We start from the raw sequence: 18,126 nt of genomic DNA, 5'->3' as shown, positions 1-18,126 counted from the left end.
CGATGCTGGGGCGTTTCGAAGATCCGGATACTGAGCGCACCTATGTCGAGGGCGAGCGGCTGGCGCGCATTCCCGGTACGCGCTTCCTTGCCGGGATCGGCATTGTTACCCTGCTTTCCTATATCGGCTTCAATCCGCTGCATTTCCCGCGCGAGGGGGTGATCGCCTACAATCTCGCGGCGGGCATCTTCATCGCCGCGCTGGTCGGGATCATCGCGCTCACCTTTACGCGGTTCTATGTCGAGCGGGGATGGGTCGACATGCTCATCTTCACCGCGCTGGGCGTGGCGATGATCATGCTGATCGACGCGCTGGGCGACCAAGCCGCGATCACCGGCATTTCGCGCTTCGGCATGGCGATCATCAACCTCGGCATATTGATGGTCTTCGCCAGCGTCGGCTTCGTCGCGACCACCCGCTATTACCTTGCCTGGGCCGGGGTCGTGCTGGTGATCTATCTCGCCTTCCTGGTGCAGGCCGATCGGGGGATCGTGAACAAGGTCTATACCTTCACCAATTTCACCACCTTCTTCACCTTCGCCACCTTCGTGAACTGGGACATCGACCGCCGCGCGCGCAAGACCTTCGCCGCAGGGCAGGCGCTCGAACTCGAACGCCGCAAGACCGAAGAATTGCTGTTCAACGTGCTCCCGCCCGAAGTCGCCGCACGGCTGCGCGAAGGCCAGGCGGTGGCCGATTCCTTCTCCGACGTATCGGTGATCTTCATCGATATCGTTGGCTTCTCCAAGCTGGCGCGCAGGCTGTCGCCCGGCATGCTGGTCAAGGTACTCAACGAAGTTTTCTCGATTGCCGACGAGTGCGCCGACCGCACCGGGGTGGAGAAGGTCAAGACCATCGGCGATGCCTATCTGGCGGTTTCGGGGGGGCAGGCCTCGGGCGATCGCGGCGCGGGCGAGGCGATCGCTTTTGCCTGCGACATCATCCGCAGCATCCGCGTCTTCGCGCAGGAAACCGACCTCGACGTCCAGGTCCGCGTCGGCATTCACACCGGCCCGGTGGTCGGCGGCGTGGTCGGCAGCCGCCGCTATGCCTATGATTACTGGGGCGACACGATGAATGTCGCCAGCCGGGTCGAAGGCATTGCCCAGCCCGGCGGCATCGCGGTGAGCGAATCCACCTATCTCTCGGCGCGGACCGCGATGCCCTTCTCGGGCGCGGAACTGCACACGCTGAAAGGGGTGGGGGAGGTCAAGATCTTCCGCATCGACCGGGCCAGCGTATGCGGCGAGGACGAGGGGCCAATCGCCTAGCTGCCGGGTATCCGGTCAGTCCGTGCCGGTCGGCGCATCCACCCGGCGCATATCGATGATTTCGACCGGATCGGCGAGCAACTGCCCCTTCATCCAGCCTTCGCCCTTGTCGGGATCGGGCGGGAGCGCGTGGATCGCATGGACCACGTCCATCCCGTCGACCACATGGCCGAACACCGCGAAGCCCGCCTGCAGGCTCGGATCGGACGAGGCCGGGGTCGCATCGAGCCCGGTCTGGTCCTTGATCATGATCGAGAAATCCCCCGTCGCGCTGCCCGGATCGTAACGCGCCATCGACAGCGCGCCATTGGTGTGGCTGAGGCCGGTCTGGGTCGTCGGTTCATGCGCGATCGAGTCGAGCACGCGGTCGGGGTGCATCTGCGTGCCGCCCTGCAGCAACCCGTTGGGCGGTTCGCCCCAGTCGAGATGCATCGCGCGGTAGAAAGTGGTGCCGTCGAAGCGGTCCTCGTCGACATAGCGCAGGAAATTACCTGCGGTCACCGGTGCGCGCTCGGTCTCGATTTCCACCGTGATATCGCCCATGGTGGTTTCGATCACGACCAGCTGGGTGGCGTAGATTTCCGCCTCGGGCAGCGATTCGTCCTGCGCGGCGATCGGCGTGGCGAAAAGGGTGAGCGGGGCCAGCGCGGCCAGAATCCGTGTCATTGATCCAGAGTGATATGTCGTTGGTCGAGAAGCAAGGACCTTTCCCGCGCATTCATCCACGCTTCAGGTTTACATTCGTAGTCGCTGTGGCTACAGACGTAATCGAAGAATTACGCGTGACGATCAGACGACGATCAGGAGGTGGGAATGAGCAAGCGCAAGGACGCCCCGGGCGAGCGGATCAGCGAAGCCGAGCACGCCGTCATGGAAGTGCTGTGGGACCGCAACCCGATCTCCGCCGCCGAAGTGTGCGAGGCGATCTGCGCGCGGCGTGACTGGTCGATCCCGACCGTCAAGACGCTGCTCAGCCGGCTCGTCCAGAAACAGGTGGTCAGCACCGAGCCCCAGGGTCGCAAATTCCTGTATCGCCCGCTGATCGAGCGGTCCGACTATGTCGGTGGTGAAAGCCGCCGCCTGGTCGACCGGCTGTTCGGCGGCCGCGCCGCCCCGCTTTTCGCCCAGCTGGCCGAGAGCGAGGCGCTCACCGACGACGACCTCGTCGAAATCGAAGCGCTCTTGAGGGAGATGCGCAAATGACCGAGCTAATCCGCGAATATTGGAGCCTGTTCCTGCTCGATACGCTGGTGTGGACCGGCGCACTGATCGGCGTTGCGCTGCTGCTGCGCCGCCCGGTGGCCAAATATCTCGGCGCGGGCGCGGCTTATGCGCTATGGTTCCTGCCGCTTATCCGGATGCTGTTCCCGCCGGTGACACTGCCTGCATGGATGCGTCCCGACCTTTCGGGTGGTGGCGACGCCGGCAGCGAGGTGATTGCCGCCGATCTGGCGTTTGCGCCGAGTGCCGAGAGCGGGTTTTCCTATAGTGAATTCGTCTCCCCCGCCGGGACTGCGCCGCTCGACACACCCATCGACCTGCTCACTCCGCTGGTGATCGTCTGGCTGGTCGGCGCGGCAATCTTCATGGGCCGCCGGTTCTGGCTGTATGGCGAGCTGCGCCGCGAATTGCTCGAGGATGCGCGCCCCGTCGGCGAGGTCGGCCCGATCCGGCTTATCGAGACCACTGCAATCTCGGGTCCGATGGCCTTCGGGGTGTTCGACAAGGTTGTGGCATTGCCCGATGGCTTCATGGCCAGCCGCGAACGCCAGGTGCGCGATCTCGCGATTGCGCATGAGCTAGCCCATCACCGCGGGCACGACATCCTCGTCAATGTGCTGGTACAGCCGCTGTTCGCGATCCACTGGTTCAACCCGCTGGGCTGGATGGGCTGGTCCGCCATGCGCCGCGACCAGGAAGCCGCCTGCGATGCGCGCGTGGTGGCCAGCCGCAGCCGCGAAGAGCGCGCCGCCTATGCCGCGATCATCGCCGATTTCGCCCGCCGTCCGCAGATCGCGCCGCGGCCCGCGCTGGCGGCGCCGATGGCCTGTCCCGTGCTCGGCGACAAGTCGATCATCCATCGGCTGCGCAGCCTGCCGATGACCGACCATTCGCGCCGCCGCCGCTTTGCCGTACGCAGCGCAGTGGCCGCTGCCGTGTTCGCGCTGCCGATGACCGCCAGCATCGGGTATGCCGAAGGGATTGTCGCCCACGTGCCGGAAGAGCCCTTTGCGCTGCAAACGCCCGTCGCGCCGCTGTCGCCGCTCGCGCCGGAAGCGCCGGATGCCCCGCAAGCGCCCGAACCGCCCAGCGACCGCGAATTCGTCGCCGCGATGGAGCGCACGATCGAGCGTGAGTTTGACCGCGCCGAACGCGATATCGAGCGCGCCGAACGCGAGCTCGAACGGGCACGCGAGTCCATGGCACGGGTCGAGCGCGACCCGGCGCGCCATGCCCGCTGGGACGGCCGCAACTGGGACCAGATGAGCGACAAGGAAAAGCGCGCCTTCAAGAAGGAAATGGCGCAATTGCGCGAGGACCTGGCCGACGGCGGCAAGGTGCAGCGCGAACTGCAGCAGATCGAAGCGCGGCAGGTCGACCGCGCGGAGAGCCGCCGGGAGGTCCAGCTTGCCCTGGCCGAAGCGCATGCCGAAGTGGCACAGGTCCGCGCCGAGGCAGTGGCGGAAAAGGCCATCGCCAGCGCGCCGAAAGTGGTGATGAAATGCCTCGACAAGGACCGCGCGGTCACCACCAAGGTCGATGCCAAGGGCCGCACCACCATGTATGTGTGCGAAAGCTATGGCGATACGGTGGCGCTGAAGGCGCTCAAGCACACGCGCGAGTCGCTCGCAGCGGATCGGAACTGGTCCGATGAGATGCGTGCCGAGATCCTCGCGGATATCGACGCGGAGATCGAGCGGCTGTCGCGCTGAGCCCCTGCAGCGCTAGCCTAACGGACGCGGGCGCGCCGATCAGCCGATATTGGTAATCCGGTCGCAGGCGCGGTCATCGCCCTGCAGGCCCAGCCGCAAGGCATCGCTGCGCTGCTGCGACGTGCCGTGGGTGAAGTTTTCCGACGAGACCCGTCCGCCGGTCAGCCGGTCGTCGCCGATCGCGGCGGCGGCCTGCATCCCCTCTTCGATATCGCCCGGTTCGATCAGATTGCGGTTCTTGCCCGCCCAGACCCCGGCATAGCAATCCGCCTGCAATTCCATCAGCACCTGCAGTTGGTTCGCCCGGCTCGGGTTCTGCTGCTGCGCGCTGCGGATCTGGCTGGAAATCCCGGTGATCGTCTGGATATGGTGGCCATATTCATGCGCGAGCACGTAATAACGCGCGAAATCGCCGCCCGCGCCAAGCTGGCGTTCGAGCGTGTCGTAGAAGCTGGTATCGATATAGATCGTCTGGTCGGCGGGGCAGTAGAACGGCCCCATCGCCGAGGTCCCGCTGCCGCAGCCGGTGTTCACCCCGCCGCCGCCATAGAGGTCGAGCGTGGGCTGGCGGAACTGGTCGCCATAGCCCTGCGCTTCGAAGGTGCCCGCCCAGGTCTGGTTGAGCGATTGCAGGCCGTTGCATGCCTCGCGCGCAAATTCGCTGCTGGTGCACACTTCCTGTTCGTTGGTGTTCGCCGGGCCCGCCTGCTGCTGGCCCTGCTGCACGCCTTCGACCATGCCCGCGGTCTGCATCGGGTCGAGCCCGAAGACGAAATAGCCCACTGCGGCGATCACGATCGTGCCGCAGCCGATCCCGCCCGCCTTGCCGCCGGGGACACCGCCGCCGCCGCTCGATCGTACGTTGATATTGCCGGTATTGAACGGATTGAGCCGCATGTCTTCCCCCGATGTCTGGCCGCTTTACAGCCGCTAGTATGTGCGCGATGGCCGAAATCGACCATTCCTACAATGTCCGGAGAGCCAAATGTTTCACGCCCAATTCCTCGAAGGCAAGCGCGCACTGGTTACCGGATCGACCAGCGGCATCGGCCTCGCCATCGCGCGCGCGCTGGCGGGTGCGGGGGCGCGGGTGGTCCTCAACGGCTTTGGCGATGCGGGTGAGATCGCCGGATTGTGCAAGGAACTGGACGCGACGCACAGCGGTGCGGATCTGACCGATGTCGCGCAAATCGAGGCGATGATGGCCGAGGCGGGCGAGATCGACGTGCTCGTCAACAATGCCGGGATGCAGCATGTCGCGCCGGTGGAGGATTTCCCGGTCGAGAAATGGGACACGATCATCGCGCTCAACCTGACCGCGGCGTTCCATACCACGCGGCTCGCCGCGCCGGCGATGAAGCGCAAGGGGTGGGGGCGGATCATCAACACCGCCAGCGCGCATTCCAAGGTCGCCAGCCCGTTCAAGTCGGCGTATAATTCGGCCAAGCACGGGCTCGACGGCCTGACCAAGACCGTGGCGCTCGAACTCGCCGAATTCGGCGTGACCGCCAATTGCATCAGCCCGGGCTATGTGTGGACCCCGCTGGTCGAAAACCAGATTCCCGACACGATGGCGGCGCGCGGGATGACCCGCGAGCAGGTCATCAACGATGTGCTGCTGGTCAAGCAGGCGACCAAGAAGTTCGTCCAGCCCGACGAAATCGGCGCGCTCGCCGTGTTCCTGTGCCGCGACGAGGCGCAGAACGTCAACGGCGCCAACTGGAGCGTCGATGGCGGCTGGACCGCGGAATAGCGCGTATGCCGGGCTTGCTGGTTCCCTTCCTCGTGGCTGCCGCCGCAAGTCTCCTCGTCAGCGTGGGGGTCGCCATTGCGGCGCTGCGCGAACCCGGCCTGACGCTGAAACCCCTATGGGCGATCCTCGCCTTCGTCGGCGTGGGCGGTGCGGCGCTGGTCCCGCATGCGCCGGACCATTTGTACTGGTTCTTCGGCGTGGCGGCTCCGACCGTATCGTTCAGCGCAGCGGCGGGGAGCTGGGAACCGGAGGTGATGCGCGCCTTGTTTCCGCTCGGTGCGATCGGAGTGATCGGCCGGATCTACCTGCACCGCAATCGGCGGGGGTCGGTGCGGTGAACCCGGGACGGCGGGCTGTCCGGAAGGGGGCAGCCAGCCGGTGCGAAAGCGGCCAGGCGGCAGAGTGCGGTTATGGGCACTAGCTAGTTTCACCAACCGTCGTTACATGGGCCGCCACATTTCTCCCCCGGCAGGCGATTCTCCACGTGGCACATTTCGACATTCCCCTCGGCCTTACTTTCGACGACGTTCTCCTGCGTCCGGCCGAGAGCGATATCCTGCCGTCGATGGCGCGGACCGCCAGTCGGCTGACGCGCGACATCGGCCTCAGCATCCCGGTGGTGTCCAGCGCGATGGACACGGTGACCGAGGCCGACATGGCGATCGCCATGGCGCAGCTGGGCGGGATCGGCGTGCTGCACCGCAATCTCGAAGTCGACGAACAGGTCGCCGCGGTGCGCGCGGTCAAGCGCTATGAAAGCGGCATGGTGGTCAATCCGATCACCATCCATCCCGAAGCCACGCTGGGCGAGGCGCAGGACATCATGTCCGTCAACCGCATCAGCGGCATCCCGGTGACCGATCGCGACGGCAAGCTGGTCGGGATATTGACCAATCGCGACGTCCGCTTTGCCGAGAACCCGCGCCAGCCCATCGGCGAACTGATGACGACCGAGAACCTCGCCACCGTACCGCTCGGCACCGGGCAGGAAGAGGCGCGGCGGCTGCTGCACCAGCGGCGGATCGAAAAGCTGCTGGTGGTCGATGATGCGGGGCGCTGCGTCGGGCTGATCACGGTCAAGGATATCGAGAAGGCGGTTGCCTATCCCGATGCCACCAAGGACCCCACCGGGCGCCTGCGCGTCGCTGCAGCGACCACTGTGGGCGACAAGGGCTTCGAACGCACCGAAGCGCTGATCGATGCCGAGGTCGATGTGGTGGTGATCGACACCGCGCATGGCCACAACATGGATGTCGCGCGCGCGGTCGAACGGGTGAAGAAGCTGTCGAACAGCGTGCAGGTAATCGCGGGCAATGTCGCGACCGCCGAAGCGACCAAGGCGCTGGCCGGCGCGGGCGCCGATGCGGTCAAGGTCGGGATCGGCCCGGGCTCGATCTGCACCACGCGCGTGGTCGCGGGCGTTGGCGTGCCGCAGCTGACCGCGGTGATGGACAGCGCCGAGGCGGCCGAGGAATATGGCATCCCCGTCATCGCCGATGGCGGCCTGCGCACCAGCGGCGATGCCGCCAAGGCGCTGGCTGCGGGCGCGAGCACGGTGATGATCGGCTCGATGCTGGCCGGGACCGAGGAAGCGCCGGGCGAAACCTTCATCTACCAAGGCCGCAGCTACAAGGCCTATCGCGGCATGGGCAGCGTCAGCGCGATGGCGCGCGGCAGCGCCGACCGCTATTTCCAGGCCGATATCAGCCAGCAGAAACTGGTCCCCGAGGGGATCGAGGGACAAGTGCCCTACAAGGGCCCGGCCAGCGCGGTGGTTCACCAGCTGGTCGGCGGGATCAAGGCGGCGATGGGCTACACCGGCAGCGCCACGATCGACGATTTGCGCAAGCGCGCACAATTCGTCCGGATCACCAATGCCGGGCTGGCCGAAAGCCATGTCCATGACGTGGCGATCACGCGCGAAGCGCCCAACTATCCGACGCGCTAGGCCATGACGCCCGCCGCCCGGGTCCAGAGTGCGATCGAGCTGCTCGACCGGATCGTCGAGGCCGCGCGCGCAAAAGCCGCGCCCGCCGACCGGATCCTCGCCGAATGGTTCCGCAACAACCGCTTCGCCGGGTCGAAGGACCGGCGCGCGATCCGCGAGCTGGTCTATGCCGCGATCCGCGCCTGCGGTCCGGTGCCCGCCAGCGGCCGCGCAGCGATGCTGCGGCTGGCCGAGACCGATCCCGCGATTGCGCCGCTGTTCGATGGTTCCAATTACGGCGCCGCGCCGATTGCCGAGGGCGAGCCGGTCGCCGAGGGCGGCGTCGCGCCGTCCTGGCTGATCGCGCGACTGGCGGCGTCGGGCGTCGAAGACGGCGAGGCCGAGGCCCTGCTCGACCGCGCACCGCTCGACCTGCGCGTCAACACGCTCAAGGCCGAACGCGCCACGGTGACGCTGCCCGAGCCTGCCGAACCCACCGCCGCCCCGCACGGGCTACGGCTCACCACGGGCACGCCGGTCGAGCAATGGCCGGCTTTCCGCGCGGGCGAGATCGAGGTGCAGGACACCGGTTCGCAGCTCGCCTGCCTCGCGGTCGGCGCGCAGCCGGGCGAGACGGTGATCGATTTGTGCGCGGGCGGGGGCGGCAAGACGCTCGCGCTGGCCGCGGCGATGGACAACCAGGGGCGGCTGATCGCCTCGGACACCGATCGCAACCGCCTCTCGCGGCTGGCCCCGCGCGCCGAACGCGCGGGCGCGGCGGATATCGCCACCATCCTGCTCAACCCGCAGCGCGAGATGGAGGCGCTGGCCGAGTTCGCCGGCGAGGCCGATGCAGTGCTGGTCGACGCGCCCTGTTCGGGCACCGGCACGTGGCGCCGCAATCCCGAAGCGCGCTGGCGGCTCGACGAACAGGAACTGTCCCGGTTAACCACGCTGCAGGCCTATCTGCTCGATGTGGCGGCGCGTCTGGTCAAGCCCGGCGGGCGGATCGTCTATGTCACCTGCTCGCTGCTCGACGAGGAAGGGGCGGGGCAGTTCGACGCCCTGCTCGCCCGCCACCCCGACCTGCAGCCGCGCGCGCTTGCGCTGCCGCTGGGGCGTCCGCGCGGGCAGGGTATCCGCTTGTCGCCGGGGCCCGATTCCACCGACGGGTTCTTCATTGCCTGTGCAGCGCGGGTTCAGGCCGCTGCGTGAAGACGGGGATTATCACGCTTGGGCCTGACCACTTCCCGTGTTAGCCATAAGCATTATGGCTGACCCGCCACCTATTCGACGGACGACCCCGCTGGAGACGATTATGCGTTTTGCCCCCGCCGCTGCCGCCCTTTCGCTGGCGCTTGCCATGACATCGAGCGTTGGCTGGGCCGGGGATGACGCACCGACGCCGCGTGCGGCCGTGTTGATTGCCGAGGGCGAAGCGGCGCTGGCGCAAGGCGATACGCAGGGCGCAATCGACGCGTTCGAGGCGGCGCTGGCGGTCGATCCGGGGCATACGCCGATCTTCCTGCGGCTCGCCGAAGCCGCCCGTGCCGACAGCCTGCAGGGCAAGGCGATCCGCTATTACCGCGAAGCGCTGACGCGCGAGCCGCGCAACCTGGCGGCGATCGCGGGCGAGGGCGAGGCGCTGGTCGAGAAGGGCGCGATCGAAAAGGCGCGCGGCAGCCTGGCCAAGCTGGAATCGCTGTGCGGCCAGAGCTGCGCCGAAACGCAGCAGCTCAATGCGCGTATCGCCGCCGGACCCCCGGCGCGCGTACAGACGGCCGAGGCAAGTTTACCGAACGGTATTACCTCGCAGGCTAACTGACCTCCGCAAGGAGGTCGCATGCAGCAGCAAAGAGTTTCGAAATCCGCCGAGATCATGTGGGTCTTGGCGCTTACCGCGGGCGTGTTTAGTAGCATTGGGCTGCTAAGCTTTCTCATCCTTCAGGGAGCATCCGTCGCGGGCTTCGAAAACTCTGTGACGCGCGTGCGTGAATATCAATATCCTTGGTGGCTGTACTGGTTGGGCTCGGTTCTATTATCGGTGATCGGAGCATTGCCGAACATGGTTGCCGCACTGGCGCTGGCCTTGCTCTCCCGGCGCTGGAGCTGGGCTAACCATCCGGTGGTATGGGTGCTGGTGGCTGCAGCCGCAGTTCAGGTGCTTTACGTTTTCGTTGGCATTGATGAACGGCGCACTCTGGGCGAGTGGCTGATCATAACCAGTTCCGCAATGATCGCCGGTGTCGCCGGCTGGCACGGGCTGCGTTTGGGGCGGCGTCAGACCAGCTCGCGAAACGCGTCCACCACGGCGCGGTAGACGCGTTTCTTGAAGGGCACGATCAGGTCGGGCAGCTGCTCCGCCTCGACCCATTTCCAGTCGCAGAATTCGGGCGGATCATGCGCTTCGAGGTCGATGTCGGTATCCGCGCCGGCAAACCGTGCGAGATACCACACCTGTTCCTGCCCGCGGTACTTGCCGCCCCAGAGCTTGCCGATCAGTTCCTCGGGAAGGTCGTAGCGGATTGGCTCGTCCATCGCCTTGAGGATGGTCACATGCTCGGGGCGGACCCCGGTTTCCTCGCCCAGCTCACGCAGCGCGGCATCACGCAGGTCTTCTCCCTGGTCGACGCCGCCCTGCGGCATCTGCCACCAATCGCCTTCCTTATTGTCGATCCGGCGCCCGACGAACACCTTGCCGTCACCGTTAACCAGCATCACACCCACACACGGGCGGTATCCCAGCGTTTCGCTCACCTGTATCGCTCCACCATCAGTTTCGTCGCGTCGAGGAACGCTTCGAGATCCCTCTGACCGCTCGGTATCGCTTTTCTCAGCGTGGTAAACCCGTGAATGATCCCGGGAAACTCGAGATACACCACTTCCTTGCCGAGTTGCACCAGGTGTGCGGCGTATTCCCGGCCGGAATCGCGCAAGGGATCGAGACCCGCGGTGCACACGACGGTTGGCGGGGTGTTCGTGCAATCGCCAACCATCGGCGTGTGGCGCGGATCGCCCGCATCCCCGCCATATTGATCGTTGAACCAGGCCATCGCCGCGCCGGTCAGCAGGAAGCCTTCGGTGAACATCGCGAAGCTGCTGTGCTGCGAGGTGTCGCTGGCCACCGGATAAATCGGTGCCTGCACGATTACCGGCACGTCGGCGGGCTCGTTCATCAGCTGGTTGGTGGTGACGATGGTGAGATTGCCGCCCGCGCTGTCGCCGGTGATGACCAGCCCGGTGATCGTCCGCTCAAGTTCGGCGGGCGATGCGGCGAGCCAGCGCGCCACCGCCTCGCAATCGTCGGGTGCGGCGGGAAAGGGGTGTTCGGGCGCGAGCCGGTAGTCGACCGAGATTACCGGGAGGTCGAGGTGGTGTGAAATTTCGGTGCACAGCGCGTGATAGACCTCGAGGTCGCCGATCACGAAGCCGCCGCCGTGGATGAAGATCACGCAGGGGCCGGGCGCGCGCTCGGCCTTGACGTCGTAGAAGCGCAGCGGGATCGGTCCCGCGGGACCGGGGCACGTCAGATCGCGCTGCACCGCCATCGTCCGCGGCTCGGCCTCGGCCACCGCGCCCATCGCGCGCATCTGCTGGCGCGCTTCTTCGGCACCGACTTCCTCGACCCCCTTGCCGCCCATCGCTTCGAGCATGTCGAGGAACCCGCGTACATCGTCGCGGACATAATGTTCGGTATCGGCCATTGCGTTCTCTCCCATATGCGTTTCTTTTTGGGACTTAGCGTGTTCGCAGCGCTTTTCCATGCGGCTTTTTTGGCCTAGCAGAGAAACTTCATTGCGAGAGGATGGGGCGCGCCCTAGGTGGCGCTTCCCATTGGAAACGGCGCCGCAAGAGATGGCGCAGACAAGGAATATCCGGATGGCAACAGCCGCCACCGCCCCGCAGGACGGCCTCCCCGCAACCCCCGAAAGCGTCGTTGTGCGCTTCGCCGGCGATTCCGGCGATGGCATGCAGCTGACGGGTGGGCAGTTCACCCTGTCGACCGCGCTGGCCGGCAATGACCTGGCCACGTTCCCCGATTTCCCCGCCGAAATCCGCGCGCCGCAGGGCACGCTGTTCGGCGTCTCGGCCTTCCAGATCAATTTCGGCAGCCGCGAAATCAACACCGCGGGCGATGCGCCCGATGTGCTGGTGGCGATGAACCCGGCGGCGCTGAAGACCAATATCGCGGCGCTGAAGCCCGGCGGGCTGGTGATTGCCGACACCGGCGCGTTCACCAAGCGCAACCTCGACAAGGCGCATTACGAGTCCAATCCGCTCGAGGATGACAGCCTCGCCAAATACGACCTGCTCGCCTTCGACATCAGCGAAAAGACGATCGAGGCGGTCAAGCCCTACGGCCTGGGCAACAAGGATGCGCTGCGGTCCAAGAACATGTGGACGCTGGGCCTCGCGCTGTGGATGTTCGACCGTCCGCGCGAACCGATCCACGACTGGCTCAAGGCCAAGTTCAAGTCCAAGCCCGAAATCGCCGATGCCAATATCGCCGCGCTCGATGCGGGGCACGCCTATGGCGAAACCGCCGAGCTCGCGGGGCCGCTCAAGCAGGTCCATATCGATCCGGTGCCCAGCGCGCCGGGGCTTTATCGCACCGTCACCGGCGCCGAAGCGGTCAGCCTGGGCCTTGTGGCGGGCGCGCAGCTGGCGAGCCTGCCGATGTTCTTCGGCGGCTATCCGATCACTCCCGCCAGCGCGATCCTGCACCATCTCGCGCGGCTCAAGGAATTCGACGTCACCACCTTCCAGGCGGAAGACGAAATTGCCGCGATCTGCGCCGCCATCGGTGCCAGCTATGCGGGTAGCCTCGGGATCACCAGTTCTTCGGGTCCGGGTATTGCGCTCAAGGGCGAGGCGATGGGCCTCGCGATCATGACCGAATTGCCGCTGGTGATCGTCAACTCGCAGCGCGGCGGCCCCTCGACCGGCCTGCCGACCAAGACCGAGCAGAGCGATCTCTACCAGGCGGTCTATGGCCGCAATGGCGATGCGCCGATGCCGGTGATTGCCGCCAGCAGCCCGGGCGATGCCTTCGAGGTGGCGATCGAGGCCTGCCGCATCGCGGTGCAGTACATGACCCCCGTCATGCTGCTCACCGATGGCTATATCGCCAATGCCGCCGAGCCGTGGAAAGTGCCCGATCCGGCCACGTTCGAACCGTTCCCGGCGCAGTTCCTGACCGAGAAGAACGCGGTCGACGAGCAGGGGGCCGAGACTTTCCTGCCCTACAAGCGCGACGAGAAGGGCGCGCGGCCCTGGGTCAAGCCCGGGACGCCCGGCCTGATGCACCGCATCGGCGGGATCGAGAAGCACGAGCTGAGCGGCAATATCGACTATTCGCCCGACAACCACCAGCGCATGACCGACCTGCGCAAGGGCAAGATCGACGGCATCGCCGTACCCGACCAGGAAGTCTGCCTCGGCAACACCTCGGGCAAGCTCGCGGTCGTCGGTTGGGGCAGCACGTTCGGCCCGATCCACCGCGCGGTGGACAATGCGCGCCGCCAGGGGCGCGACGTGAGCCACATCCATGTGCGCCACATCTGGCCGCTGCCGAAGAACCTCGGCGACCTGCTGCGCGGGTTCGAGCATGTGCTGGTGCCGGAAATGAACACCGGCCAGTTCAAGACCGTGCTGCGCGACCAGTTCCTCGTCGATGCGACACCGCTGACCAAGACCAGCGGCCAGCCCTTCCAGATCGCCGAAATGGAAGAAGCCATCGGCAAGTATTTCGACGGCGTCGAAGGCAATGAAGGCGGCGAAGTACCGGTCAATGACGACCAATTGCCGCATCTGGAATCCGGACATGACGACGGCTCGCTGAAGAACCAGTCGTCACCGCAATCGCAGGAGCTCGGCTCGTGAACGCACCAGTGAAAATCGAAACCACGCTCAAGGACTGGGAAACCGACCAGGAGGTCCGCTGGTGCCCGGGTTGCGGCGACTACGCGATCCTCAAGGCGGTGCAGCGCACGCTGCCGCAGCTGGGCGCGGACCCGGCGAACACCGTGTTCATCAGCGGCATCGGCTGTTCGAGCCGCTTCCCCTATTACGTCGAGAGCTACGGCTTCCACACGATCCACGGCCGCGCGCCCGCGTTCGCCACGGGCGCGAAGCTCGCCAATCCCGATCTCGATATCTGGCTGGTGACCGGCGACGGCGACGGCCTGTCGATCGGCGGCAACCATCTGATGCATGTCCTGCGCCGGAACGTGAACATGCAGATCATGCTGTTTAACAACGAGATCTACGGACTCACCAAGGGCCAGGCCTCGCCCACCAGCCGCGAGGGCACCAAGTCGCCCTCGACCCCGATCGGCAGCTACGACCATCCCGCGCGCCCCGCCGCTTTTGCGCTGGGTGCCGGCGCGCGCTTCGTCGGCCGCGGGTTCGACGTGTCGAAGCACCTGCCCGATGTGCTGAAAGCCGCCCATGCGCACCAGGGCGCTGCCTTCATCGAGATCTTCCAGAACTGCATCGTCTACAACAAGGACGTGTTCAACGATTTCGCTGCGCCCAAGGGCGCCGAGGACCAGCAGCTGTGGCTCGAAAACGGCAAGCCGATGCTGTTCGCGAAGGATGCCAAGGGCATCGCGCTCGACCGCGACAAGCTCGAGCTCAAGGTGGTCGATGTGGTCGATGGCGATTGGGAAGCCGCGGGGGTGATCGTCCACGATGTCAGCAACCGCTCGATCGCGCATATGCTGGTCGAAATGCCCTTCGGGCCGTTCCCGATGGCGCTGGGCGTGCTCTATGACGATCCGCGCCCGACCTTCGAGGCCGCCGCGATGGCCGAAAAAGCCGCCGCGAGCCAGGGCAAGGAAGCCAATCTCGCCAAACTGCTCGGCAAGGGCCAGACCTGGACCGTCGACGGCACCGCGCAGGATCCCGTCTGACGCGCTGACAGCATTTCGCAGTTTTTCGGACCGATCGCGGTTCGGCTCCGTTGGTTGGACATATCCCTGCCGCTGCAGGGACCGTTCAACCAATGGAGAAGACATGAATATTTCGATCAAGACGACCGCACTGTCCACGCTTGCGCTGGCGCTTGCCGCCTGCGGCGACGACGTGGCCGAGGACCCGGTAGTCGGCAGCGAAATGGCCGATACCGAAACCGCGATGGTGGACGAATACGATCCCATGACGCGCGATTACATGCTGGGCGACGATGCGCAGACGCGCCGCGATGCGTTCGATTCCGACGCCTTCCGCAGCGAATATCGCACCTATCGCGACGAGGTGGTGAACGAGCAGGTCGCACAGGCCGATGCTACCGACGCCTCGCAGGTCATGAGCGATGACGAGCGCGAGGAAATGGATGCCGCGTCGCAGGAACGCGATGGCGAGACCAACATGCGCCTGCGCCAGAACATGACCTGGGGCTATCTCGACCGTAATGACGACGACCAGCTCTCGGTTGCCGAATATGCGATCTGGGCGATCCCGCTCAATCCGCAGCACGAGGCGATCAACGACCAGGGCGAGCCCGAGTTGAAGGCCGACACGATCAACAAGGCCGCCGACAGCTTCTTCTATTACGATATGGACGGCGACACCTATCTCGACCGCCGCGAATTCACTGCGGCACGCCGCGGCGAGACGTCCGATTCCTGATCGAGGCTGAACCGATGGGACACGGGCGGCGGGCTGACCTGCCGCCCTTTTCTTTTGGGCGGGGCGAGCTAACACTCGCGCGCAATGGACAATCTTACACACAGCCTCGTCGGGGCATTGATCGGGCAGGCGGGGCTCAAGCGGAAGACCGGGCTGGCCATGCCCGCGCTGATCATCGGCGCGAACCTGCCCGATGTCGATGCGGCCTGTTTCTTCTGGCTCGACGGGGTCGAACACCTCGGCTTCCGCCGCGGGATCACGCATGGACCGATCGCCTGGGTGCTGCTGCCGCTGTTACTGGCGGGGCTGCTCTATGGGTTCGACCGCTGGCAGGCGAGGCGCGGCAAGCGGCCCGAGGCGCGCCTGCCGGTCAATTTCAAATGGCTGTACGCACTCGCGCTGCTCGGCTGCCTGACGCATCCCGCGCTCGACTGGCTCAACGTCTACGGCATCCGCCTGCTCGAGCCGTTCTCGAGCCGCTGGTTCTACGGCGACACGCTGTTCATCATCGATGTGTGGCTGTGGGCGCTGCTGGGTTTCGCGACATGGTTTTCGCTCCGCCGGGAGAAGCGGGGCGGAGAGTGGCGAAGGCCTGCGCGGATCGCGATAGCGGTGGGGCTGGCGTATATTGGAGTGAATGCGGGTATTACTGCTCAACAGGAGAGGCACGGCTCTCTGCATGCAGTAATAGCATTCGGAGAGCACATTCGGATCGGTAATGGGTTTGTCTTGGAAGGACCAGTTGCAGCTGAAGTGATTGCCAATCCGGTGCCGTTTGCTTTTTGGAAGCGCGAGCTCATGTTCGGGCGGGATGGCAGATGGCTACAGGAGAAGTGTTGGACTTATGATGATTGCTTCGCTGAACCCCTCGGCGAGCCAATATGTGAGTTTCCCGATATGGTGGTCGGGCATACAGACAACAGCCAACTTGACGCCTTCCTCTTCTGGTCCCGCGCCCCCTTCGCCGAACGCGCACCCGATGGCTCGGTCATCCTCCGCGACGCTCGCTTCTACGATCCGCGCGCGCGGGATCGGTTCTCGGTGGCGCTGCCCGATGTCGAGTGCGAACCTCTAGCCAATCCGTCACCCTGAACTTGTTTCAGGGTCCATCCTGCCTCCCGCTCGACCTGAGTGGGCCGAAGAATGGGTGCTGAAACAAGTTCAGCATGACGGGGTTGATAGGTGGCATCGGGAGAAGACTTATCGCTAACCCACATATCGTCTGGCTGCGGCGCGATTTGCGCATGGCCGACCAGCCTGCGCTCCATGCCGCCGCGCAGGCCGGCCCCGTCATCCCGGTCTATGTGCTCGACGACGAACGCGCAGGTGATCATGCCTATGGCGGTGCCTCGCTGGTCTGGCTGCACTATTCGCTCGAAAGCCTCGGCACATCGCTTGGGAAGCGTCGCTCGAAGATCGTGCTGCTCCGGGGCGACGCCCCGCAGGTGCTTGCCGCGCTCGCCGACGAGGTCGGGGCCACCTGCATCCACGCGATGCGCCACTACGAGCCGTGGTGGAAGGAAGCCGAAGACGAGCTGCGCGATGCGCTTGCGGGTTTGGGGGGTGAGGAGCGCAGACTGTGCCTCTACGACGGCAACTACCTGCTTCCGCCCGGCAGTGTGACCACCGGTTCGGGCGATCCGTACAAGATCTACACCCCGTTTGCGAAATCCATGCTGGAGGTGATGCCGCCGCGCGACCCGCTGCCCGAGCCGGAAACGCTGTCGTCGCCCGATAGCTGGCCCGACAGCGACGAACTGGCCGATTGGGCGCTGCTTCCCACGAAGCCCGACTGGGCGGGCGGCATCCGCGATTTCTGGGACTTCGGCGAGGACGCTGCGCATGACCGGCTCGACTGGTGGGCCGATGTGGTGGGCGATTACGACGAGGGCCGCAATCTGCCGTCCGAAGACACCACCTCGCGCCTGTCGCCGCATTTGCACTGGGGCGAGGTCAGTCCCGCGCAGGTGTGGCACGCATTGAAGGACAAGCGCAGCGACGGCTGGAACACCTTCGCCAAGGAAGTGATCTGGCGCGATTATGCGCAGAACGTGATCGACCAGTTCCCCGATTACCCGCGCGAAAGCTACCGCGACTACGACGAGCGCACGCTGTGGCGGAACCCCAATGCGGGGCATCTGATCGCGCAGGACCTCACGTGCTGGCAGAAGGGCATGACGGGCTATCCGGTGGTCGATGCGGGGATGCGCCAGCTGTGGCAGACCGGCTGGATGCACAACCGCGTGCGGATGATCTGCGCCAGCTTCCTCGTAAAGCACCTGCTGATCGACTGGCGCTTCGGCGAGCAATGGTATTGGGACTGCCTGGTCGATGCCGATTACGGCAATAACGGCGTCAACTGGCAGTGGATCTCGGGCACCGGGGTCGACAGCAACATGTTCGTGCGGATCATGGCCCCGCTGACGCAGAGCGAGAAGTTCTGCGCCGCCGATTACATCCGCGAATATGTCCCCGAACTGGCCGATCTGGGCGACGATTGCATCCACGACCCGCCCGACGGGAAGCGCGGCGACTATCCGGTCAAGATGATCGGCCACAGGGAAGCGCGCGCGCGGGCACTGGCGGCGTACCGGTCGGCCAAAGGCTAGC

General features: G+C 65.5%; 18 protein-coding genes. 14 read left to right on the top strand and 4 right to left on the bottom strand.

Annotation, left to right across the window (positions count from 1 at the left end):
- Positions 1–2 precede the first annotated feature (2 nt).
- On the top strand, positions 3–1,271 hold the full coding sequence (locus VWN43_RS07130) for an adenylate/guanylate cyclase domain-containing protein (protein WP_330768488.1): 1,269 nt from the start codon (positions 3–5) through the stop codon (positions 1,269–1,271).
- Between the two features lie 15 nt (positions 1,272–1,286).
- Here the strand turns inward: VWN43_RS07130 and VWN43_RS07125 are convergent, their stop codons facing one another.
- Entirely contained in the window at positions 1,287–1,937 is a 651-nt protein-coding gene (locus tag VWN43_RS07125; RefSeq protein WP_320180081.1) for a peptidylprolyl isomerase, read from the bottom strand.
- Positions 1,938–2,084: 147 nt separating this feature from the next.
- On the opposite strand from VWN43_RS07125, the gene VWN43_RS07120 reads away from it, so the two are divergent.
- Both VWN43_RS07120 and VWN43_RS07115 read left to right on the top strand, forming a co-directional pair.
- On the top strand, positions 2,085–2,474 hold the full coding sequence (locus tag VWN43_RS07120; RefSeq protein WP_253515408.1) for a BlaI/MecI/CopY family transcriptional regulator: 390 nt from the start codon (positions 2,085–2,087) through the stop codon (positions 2,472–2,474).
- Positions 2,471–4,204 carry a M56 family metallopeptidase gene (locus VWN43_RS07115; protein WP_320180082.1) on the top strand — a complete coding sequence of 578 codons (1,734 nt, stop codon included), beginning with the start codon at positions 2,471–2,473 and terminating at the stop codon, positions 4,202–4,204. Before VWN43_RS07120 ends, VWN43_RS07115 begins: the two co-directional genes overlap by 4 nt.
- 39 nt (positions 4,205–4,243) lie before the next feature.
- Here the strand turns inward: VWN43_RS07115 and ypfJ are convergent, their stop codons facing one another.
- A complete protein-coding gene (gene ypfJ / locus VWN43_RS07110) occupies positions 4,244–5,101 on the bottom strand; it encodes a KPN_02809 family neutral zinc metallopeptidase (RefSeq protein ID WP_253515410.1) in 858 nt (285 codons plus the stop codon).
- 88 nt (positions 5,102–5,189) lie between these two features.
- On the opposite strand from ypfJ, the gene VWN43_RS07105 reads away from it, so the two are divergent.
- The 6 genes from VWN43_RS07105 (at position 5,190) to VWN43_RS07080 (ending at position 10,204) form a co-directional block, all read left to right on the top strand.
- Complete coding sequence (locus VWN43_RS07105; protein WP_320180083.1) at positions 5,190–5,957, top strand: 3-hydroxybutyrate dehydrogenase; 768 nt, start codon at positions 5,190–5,192, stop codon at positions 5,955–5,957.
- 5 nt (positions 5,958–5,962) lie between these two features.
- Positions 5,963–6,295: a hypothetical protein gene (locus VWN43_RS07100; protein WP_320180084.1), complete on the top strand. Its 333-nt coding sequence runs from the start codon at positions 5,963–5,965 to the stop codon at positions 6,293–6,295.
- A 146-nt stretch (positions 6,296–6,441) separates the two neighbouring features.
- On the top strand, positions 6,442–7,905 hold the full coding sequence (guaB, locus tag VWN43_RS07095; protein WP_320180085.1) for an IMP dehydrogenase: 1,464 nt from the start codon (positions 6,442–6,444) through the stop codon (positions 7,903–7,905).
- A gap of 3 nt (positions 7,906–7,908) precedes the next feature.
- Entirely contained in the window at positions 7,909–9,099 is a 1,191-nt protein-coding gene (locus VWN43_RS07090) for an RsmB/NOP family class I SAM-dependent RNA methyltransferase (protein WP_320180086.1), read from the top strand.
- A gap of 103 nt (positions 9,100–9,202) precedes the next feature.
- A complete protein-coding gene (locus tag VWN43_RS07085) occupies positions 9,203–9,709 on the top strand; it encodes a tetratricopeptide repeat protein (protein ID WP_253515417.1) in 507 nt (168 codons plus the stop codon).
- An 18-nt stretch (positions 9,710–9,727) separates the two neighbouring features.
- A complete protein-coding gene (locus VWN43_RS07080; protein WP_320180087.1) occupies positions 9,728–10,204 on the top strand; it encodes a hypothetical protein in 477 nt (158 codons plus the stop codon).
- Here the strand turns inward: VWN43_RS07080 and VWN43_RS07075 are convergent.
- Both VWN43_RS07075 and VWN43_RS07070 read right to left on the bottom strand, forming a co-directional pair.
- Positions 10,165–10,602, bottom strand: coding sequence for an RNA pyrophosphohydrolase (locus VWN43_RS07075; protein WP_320182110.1), 438 nt, complete (start codon positions 10,600–10,602; stop codon positions 10,165–10,167). The genes VWN43_RS07080 and VWN43_RS07075 overlap by 40 nt on opposite strands.
- Before the next feature lie 35 nt (positions 10,603–10,637).
- Positions 10,638–11,588 (bottom strand): alpha/beta hydrolase, encoded by a 951-nt coding sequence (locus VWN43_RS07070; RefSeq protein ID WP_320180088.1) that lies wholly within the window; start codon positions 11,586–11,588, stop codon positions 10,638–10,640.
- Between the two features lie 175 nt (positions 11,589–11,763).
- Between VWN43_RS07070 and VWN43_RS07065 the strand changes: the two genes are divergently transcribed.
- The 5 genes from VWN43_RS07065 (at position 11,764) to VWN43_RS07045 (ending at position 18,125) form a co-directional block, all read left to right on the top strand.
- Positions 11,764–13,767 (top strand): 2-oxoacid:acceptor oxidoreductase subunit alpha, encoded by a 2,004-nt coding sequence (locus VWN43_RS07065; RefSeq protein WP_320180089.1) that lies wholly within the window; start codon positions 11,764–11,766, stop codon positions 13,765–13,767.
- Positions 13,764–14,798 (top strand): 2-oxoacid:ferredoxin oxidoreductase subunit beta, encoded by a 1,035-nt coding sequence (locus tag VWN43_RS07060; protein ID WP_320180090.1) that lies wholly within the window; start codon positions 13,764–13,766, stop codon positions 14,796–14,798. Before VWN43_RS07065 ends, VWN43_RS07060 begins: the two co-directional genes overlap by 4 nt.
- Positions 14,799–14,901: 103 nt before the next feature.
- Positions 14,902–15,516: a hypothetical protein gene (locus VWN43_RS07055; protein WP_320180091.1), complete on the top strand. Its 615-nt coding sequence runs from the start codon at positions 14,902–14,904 to the stop codon at positions 15,514–15,516.
- Between the two features lie 84 nt (positions 15,517–15,600).
- Positions 15,601–16,608, top strand: a complete 1,008-nt coding sequence (locus VWN43_RS07050; RefSeq protein ID WP_320180092.1) for a metal-dependent hydrolase — start codon at positions 15,601–15,603, stop codon at positions 16,606–16,608.
- Between the two features lie 110 nt (positions 16,609–16,718).
- Entirely contained in the window at positions 16,719–18,125 is a 1,407-nt protein-coding gene (locus tag VWN43_RS07045) for a cryptochrome/photolyase family protein (RefSeq protein WP_320182111.1), read from the top strand.
- Position 18,126 lies beyond the last annotated feature (1 nt).

It is taken from the genome of Qipengyuania sp. HL-TH1, from assembly GCF_036365825.1.
GTDB lineage: Bacteria > Pseudomonadota > Alphaproteobacteria > Sphingomonadales > Sphingomonadaceae > Qipengyuania > Qipengyuania profunda.
The sequence above is the reverse complement of the archived record's forward strand: the minus strand, read 5'-3'. Positions and strand labels throughout refer to the sequence as shown.

What these genes read in the sequence shown, in the direction of transcription:
- VWN43_RS07130 (WP_330768488.1), top strand. Translation starts at nt 3, where the DNA reads ATGCTGGGGCGTTTCGAAGATCCGGATACTGAGCGCACCTATGTCGAG.
- VWN43_RS07120 (WP_253515408.1), top strand. Translation starts at nt 2,085, where the DNA reads ATGAGCAAGCGCAAGGACGCCCCGGGCGAGCGGATCAGCGAAGCCGAG.
- VWN43_RS07075 (WP_320182110.1), bottom strand. Translation starts at nt 10,602, where the DNA reads ATGCTGGTTAACGGTGACGGCAAGGTGTTCGTCGGGCGCCGGATCGAC.
- VWN43_RS07080 (WP_320180087.1), top strand. Translation starts at nt 9,728, where the DNA reads ATGCAGCAGCAAAGAGTTTCGAAATCCGCCGAGATCATGTGGGTCTTG.
- VWN43_RS07100 (WP_320180084.1), top strand. Translation starts at nt 5,963, where the DNA reads ATGCCGGGCTTGCTGGTTCCCTTCCTCGTGGCTGCCGCCGCAAGTCTC.
- VWN43_RS07125 (WP_320180081.1), bottom strand. Translation starts at nt 1,937, where the DNA reads ATGACACGGATTCTGGCCGCGCTGGCCCCGCTCACCCTTTTCGCCACG.
- VWN43_RS07065 (WP_320180089.1), top strand. Translation starts at nt 11,764, where the DNA reads ATGGCAACAGCCGCCACCGCCCCGCAGGACGGCCTCCCCGCAACCCCC.
- VWN43_RS07090 (WP_320180086.1), top strand. Translation starts at nt 7,909, where the DNA reads ATGACGCCCGCCGCCCGGGTCCAGAGTGCGATCGAGCTGCTCGACCGG.
- VWN43_RS07050 (WP_320180092.1), top strand. Translation starts at nt 15,601, where the DNA reads ATGGACAATCTTACACACAGCCTCGTCGGGGCATTGATCGGGCAGGCG.
- VWN43_RS07085 (WP_253515417.1), top strand. Translation starts at nt 9,203, where the DNA reads ATGCGTTTTGCCCCCGCCGCTGCCGCCCTTTCGCTGGCGCTTGCCATG.
- VWN43_RS07055 (WP_320180091.1), top strand. Translation starts at nt 14,902, where the DNA reads ATGAATATTTCGATCAAGACGACCGCACTGTCCACGCTTGCGCTGGCG.
- VWN43_RS07070 (WP_320180088.1), bottom strand. Translation starts at nt 11,588, where the DNA reads ATGGCCGATACCGAACATTATGTCCGCGACGATGTACGCGGGTTCCTC.
- VWN43_RS07105 (WP_320180083.1), top strand. Translation starts at nt 5,190, where the DNA reads ATGTTTCACGCCCAATTCCTCGAAGGCAAGCGCGCACTGGTTACCGGA.
- ypfJ (WP_253515410.1), bottom strand. Translation starts at nt 5,101, where the DNA reads ATGCGGCTCAATCCGTTCAATACCGGCAATATCAACGTACGATCGAGC.
- VWN43_RS07115 (WP_320180082.1), top strand. Translation starts at nt 2,471, where the DNA reads ATGACCGAGCTAATCCGCGAATATTGGAGCCTGTTCCTGCTCGATACG.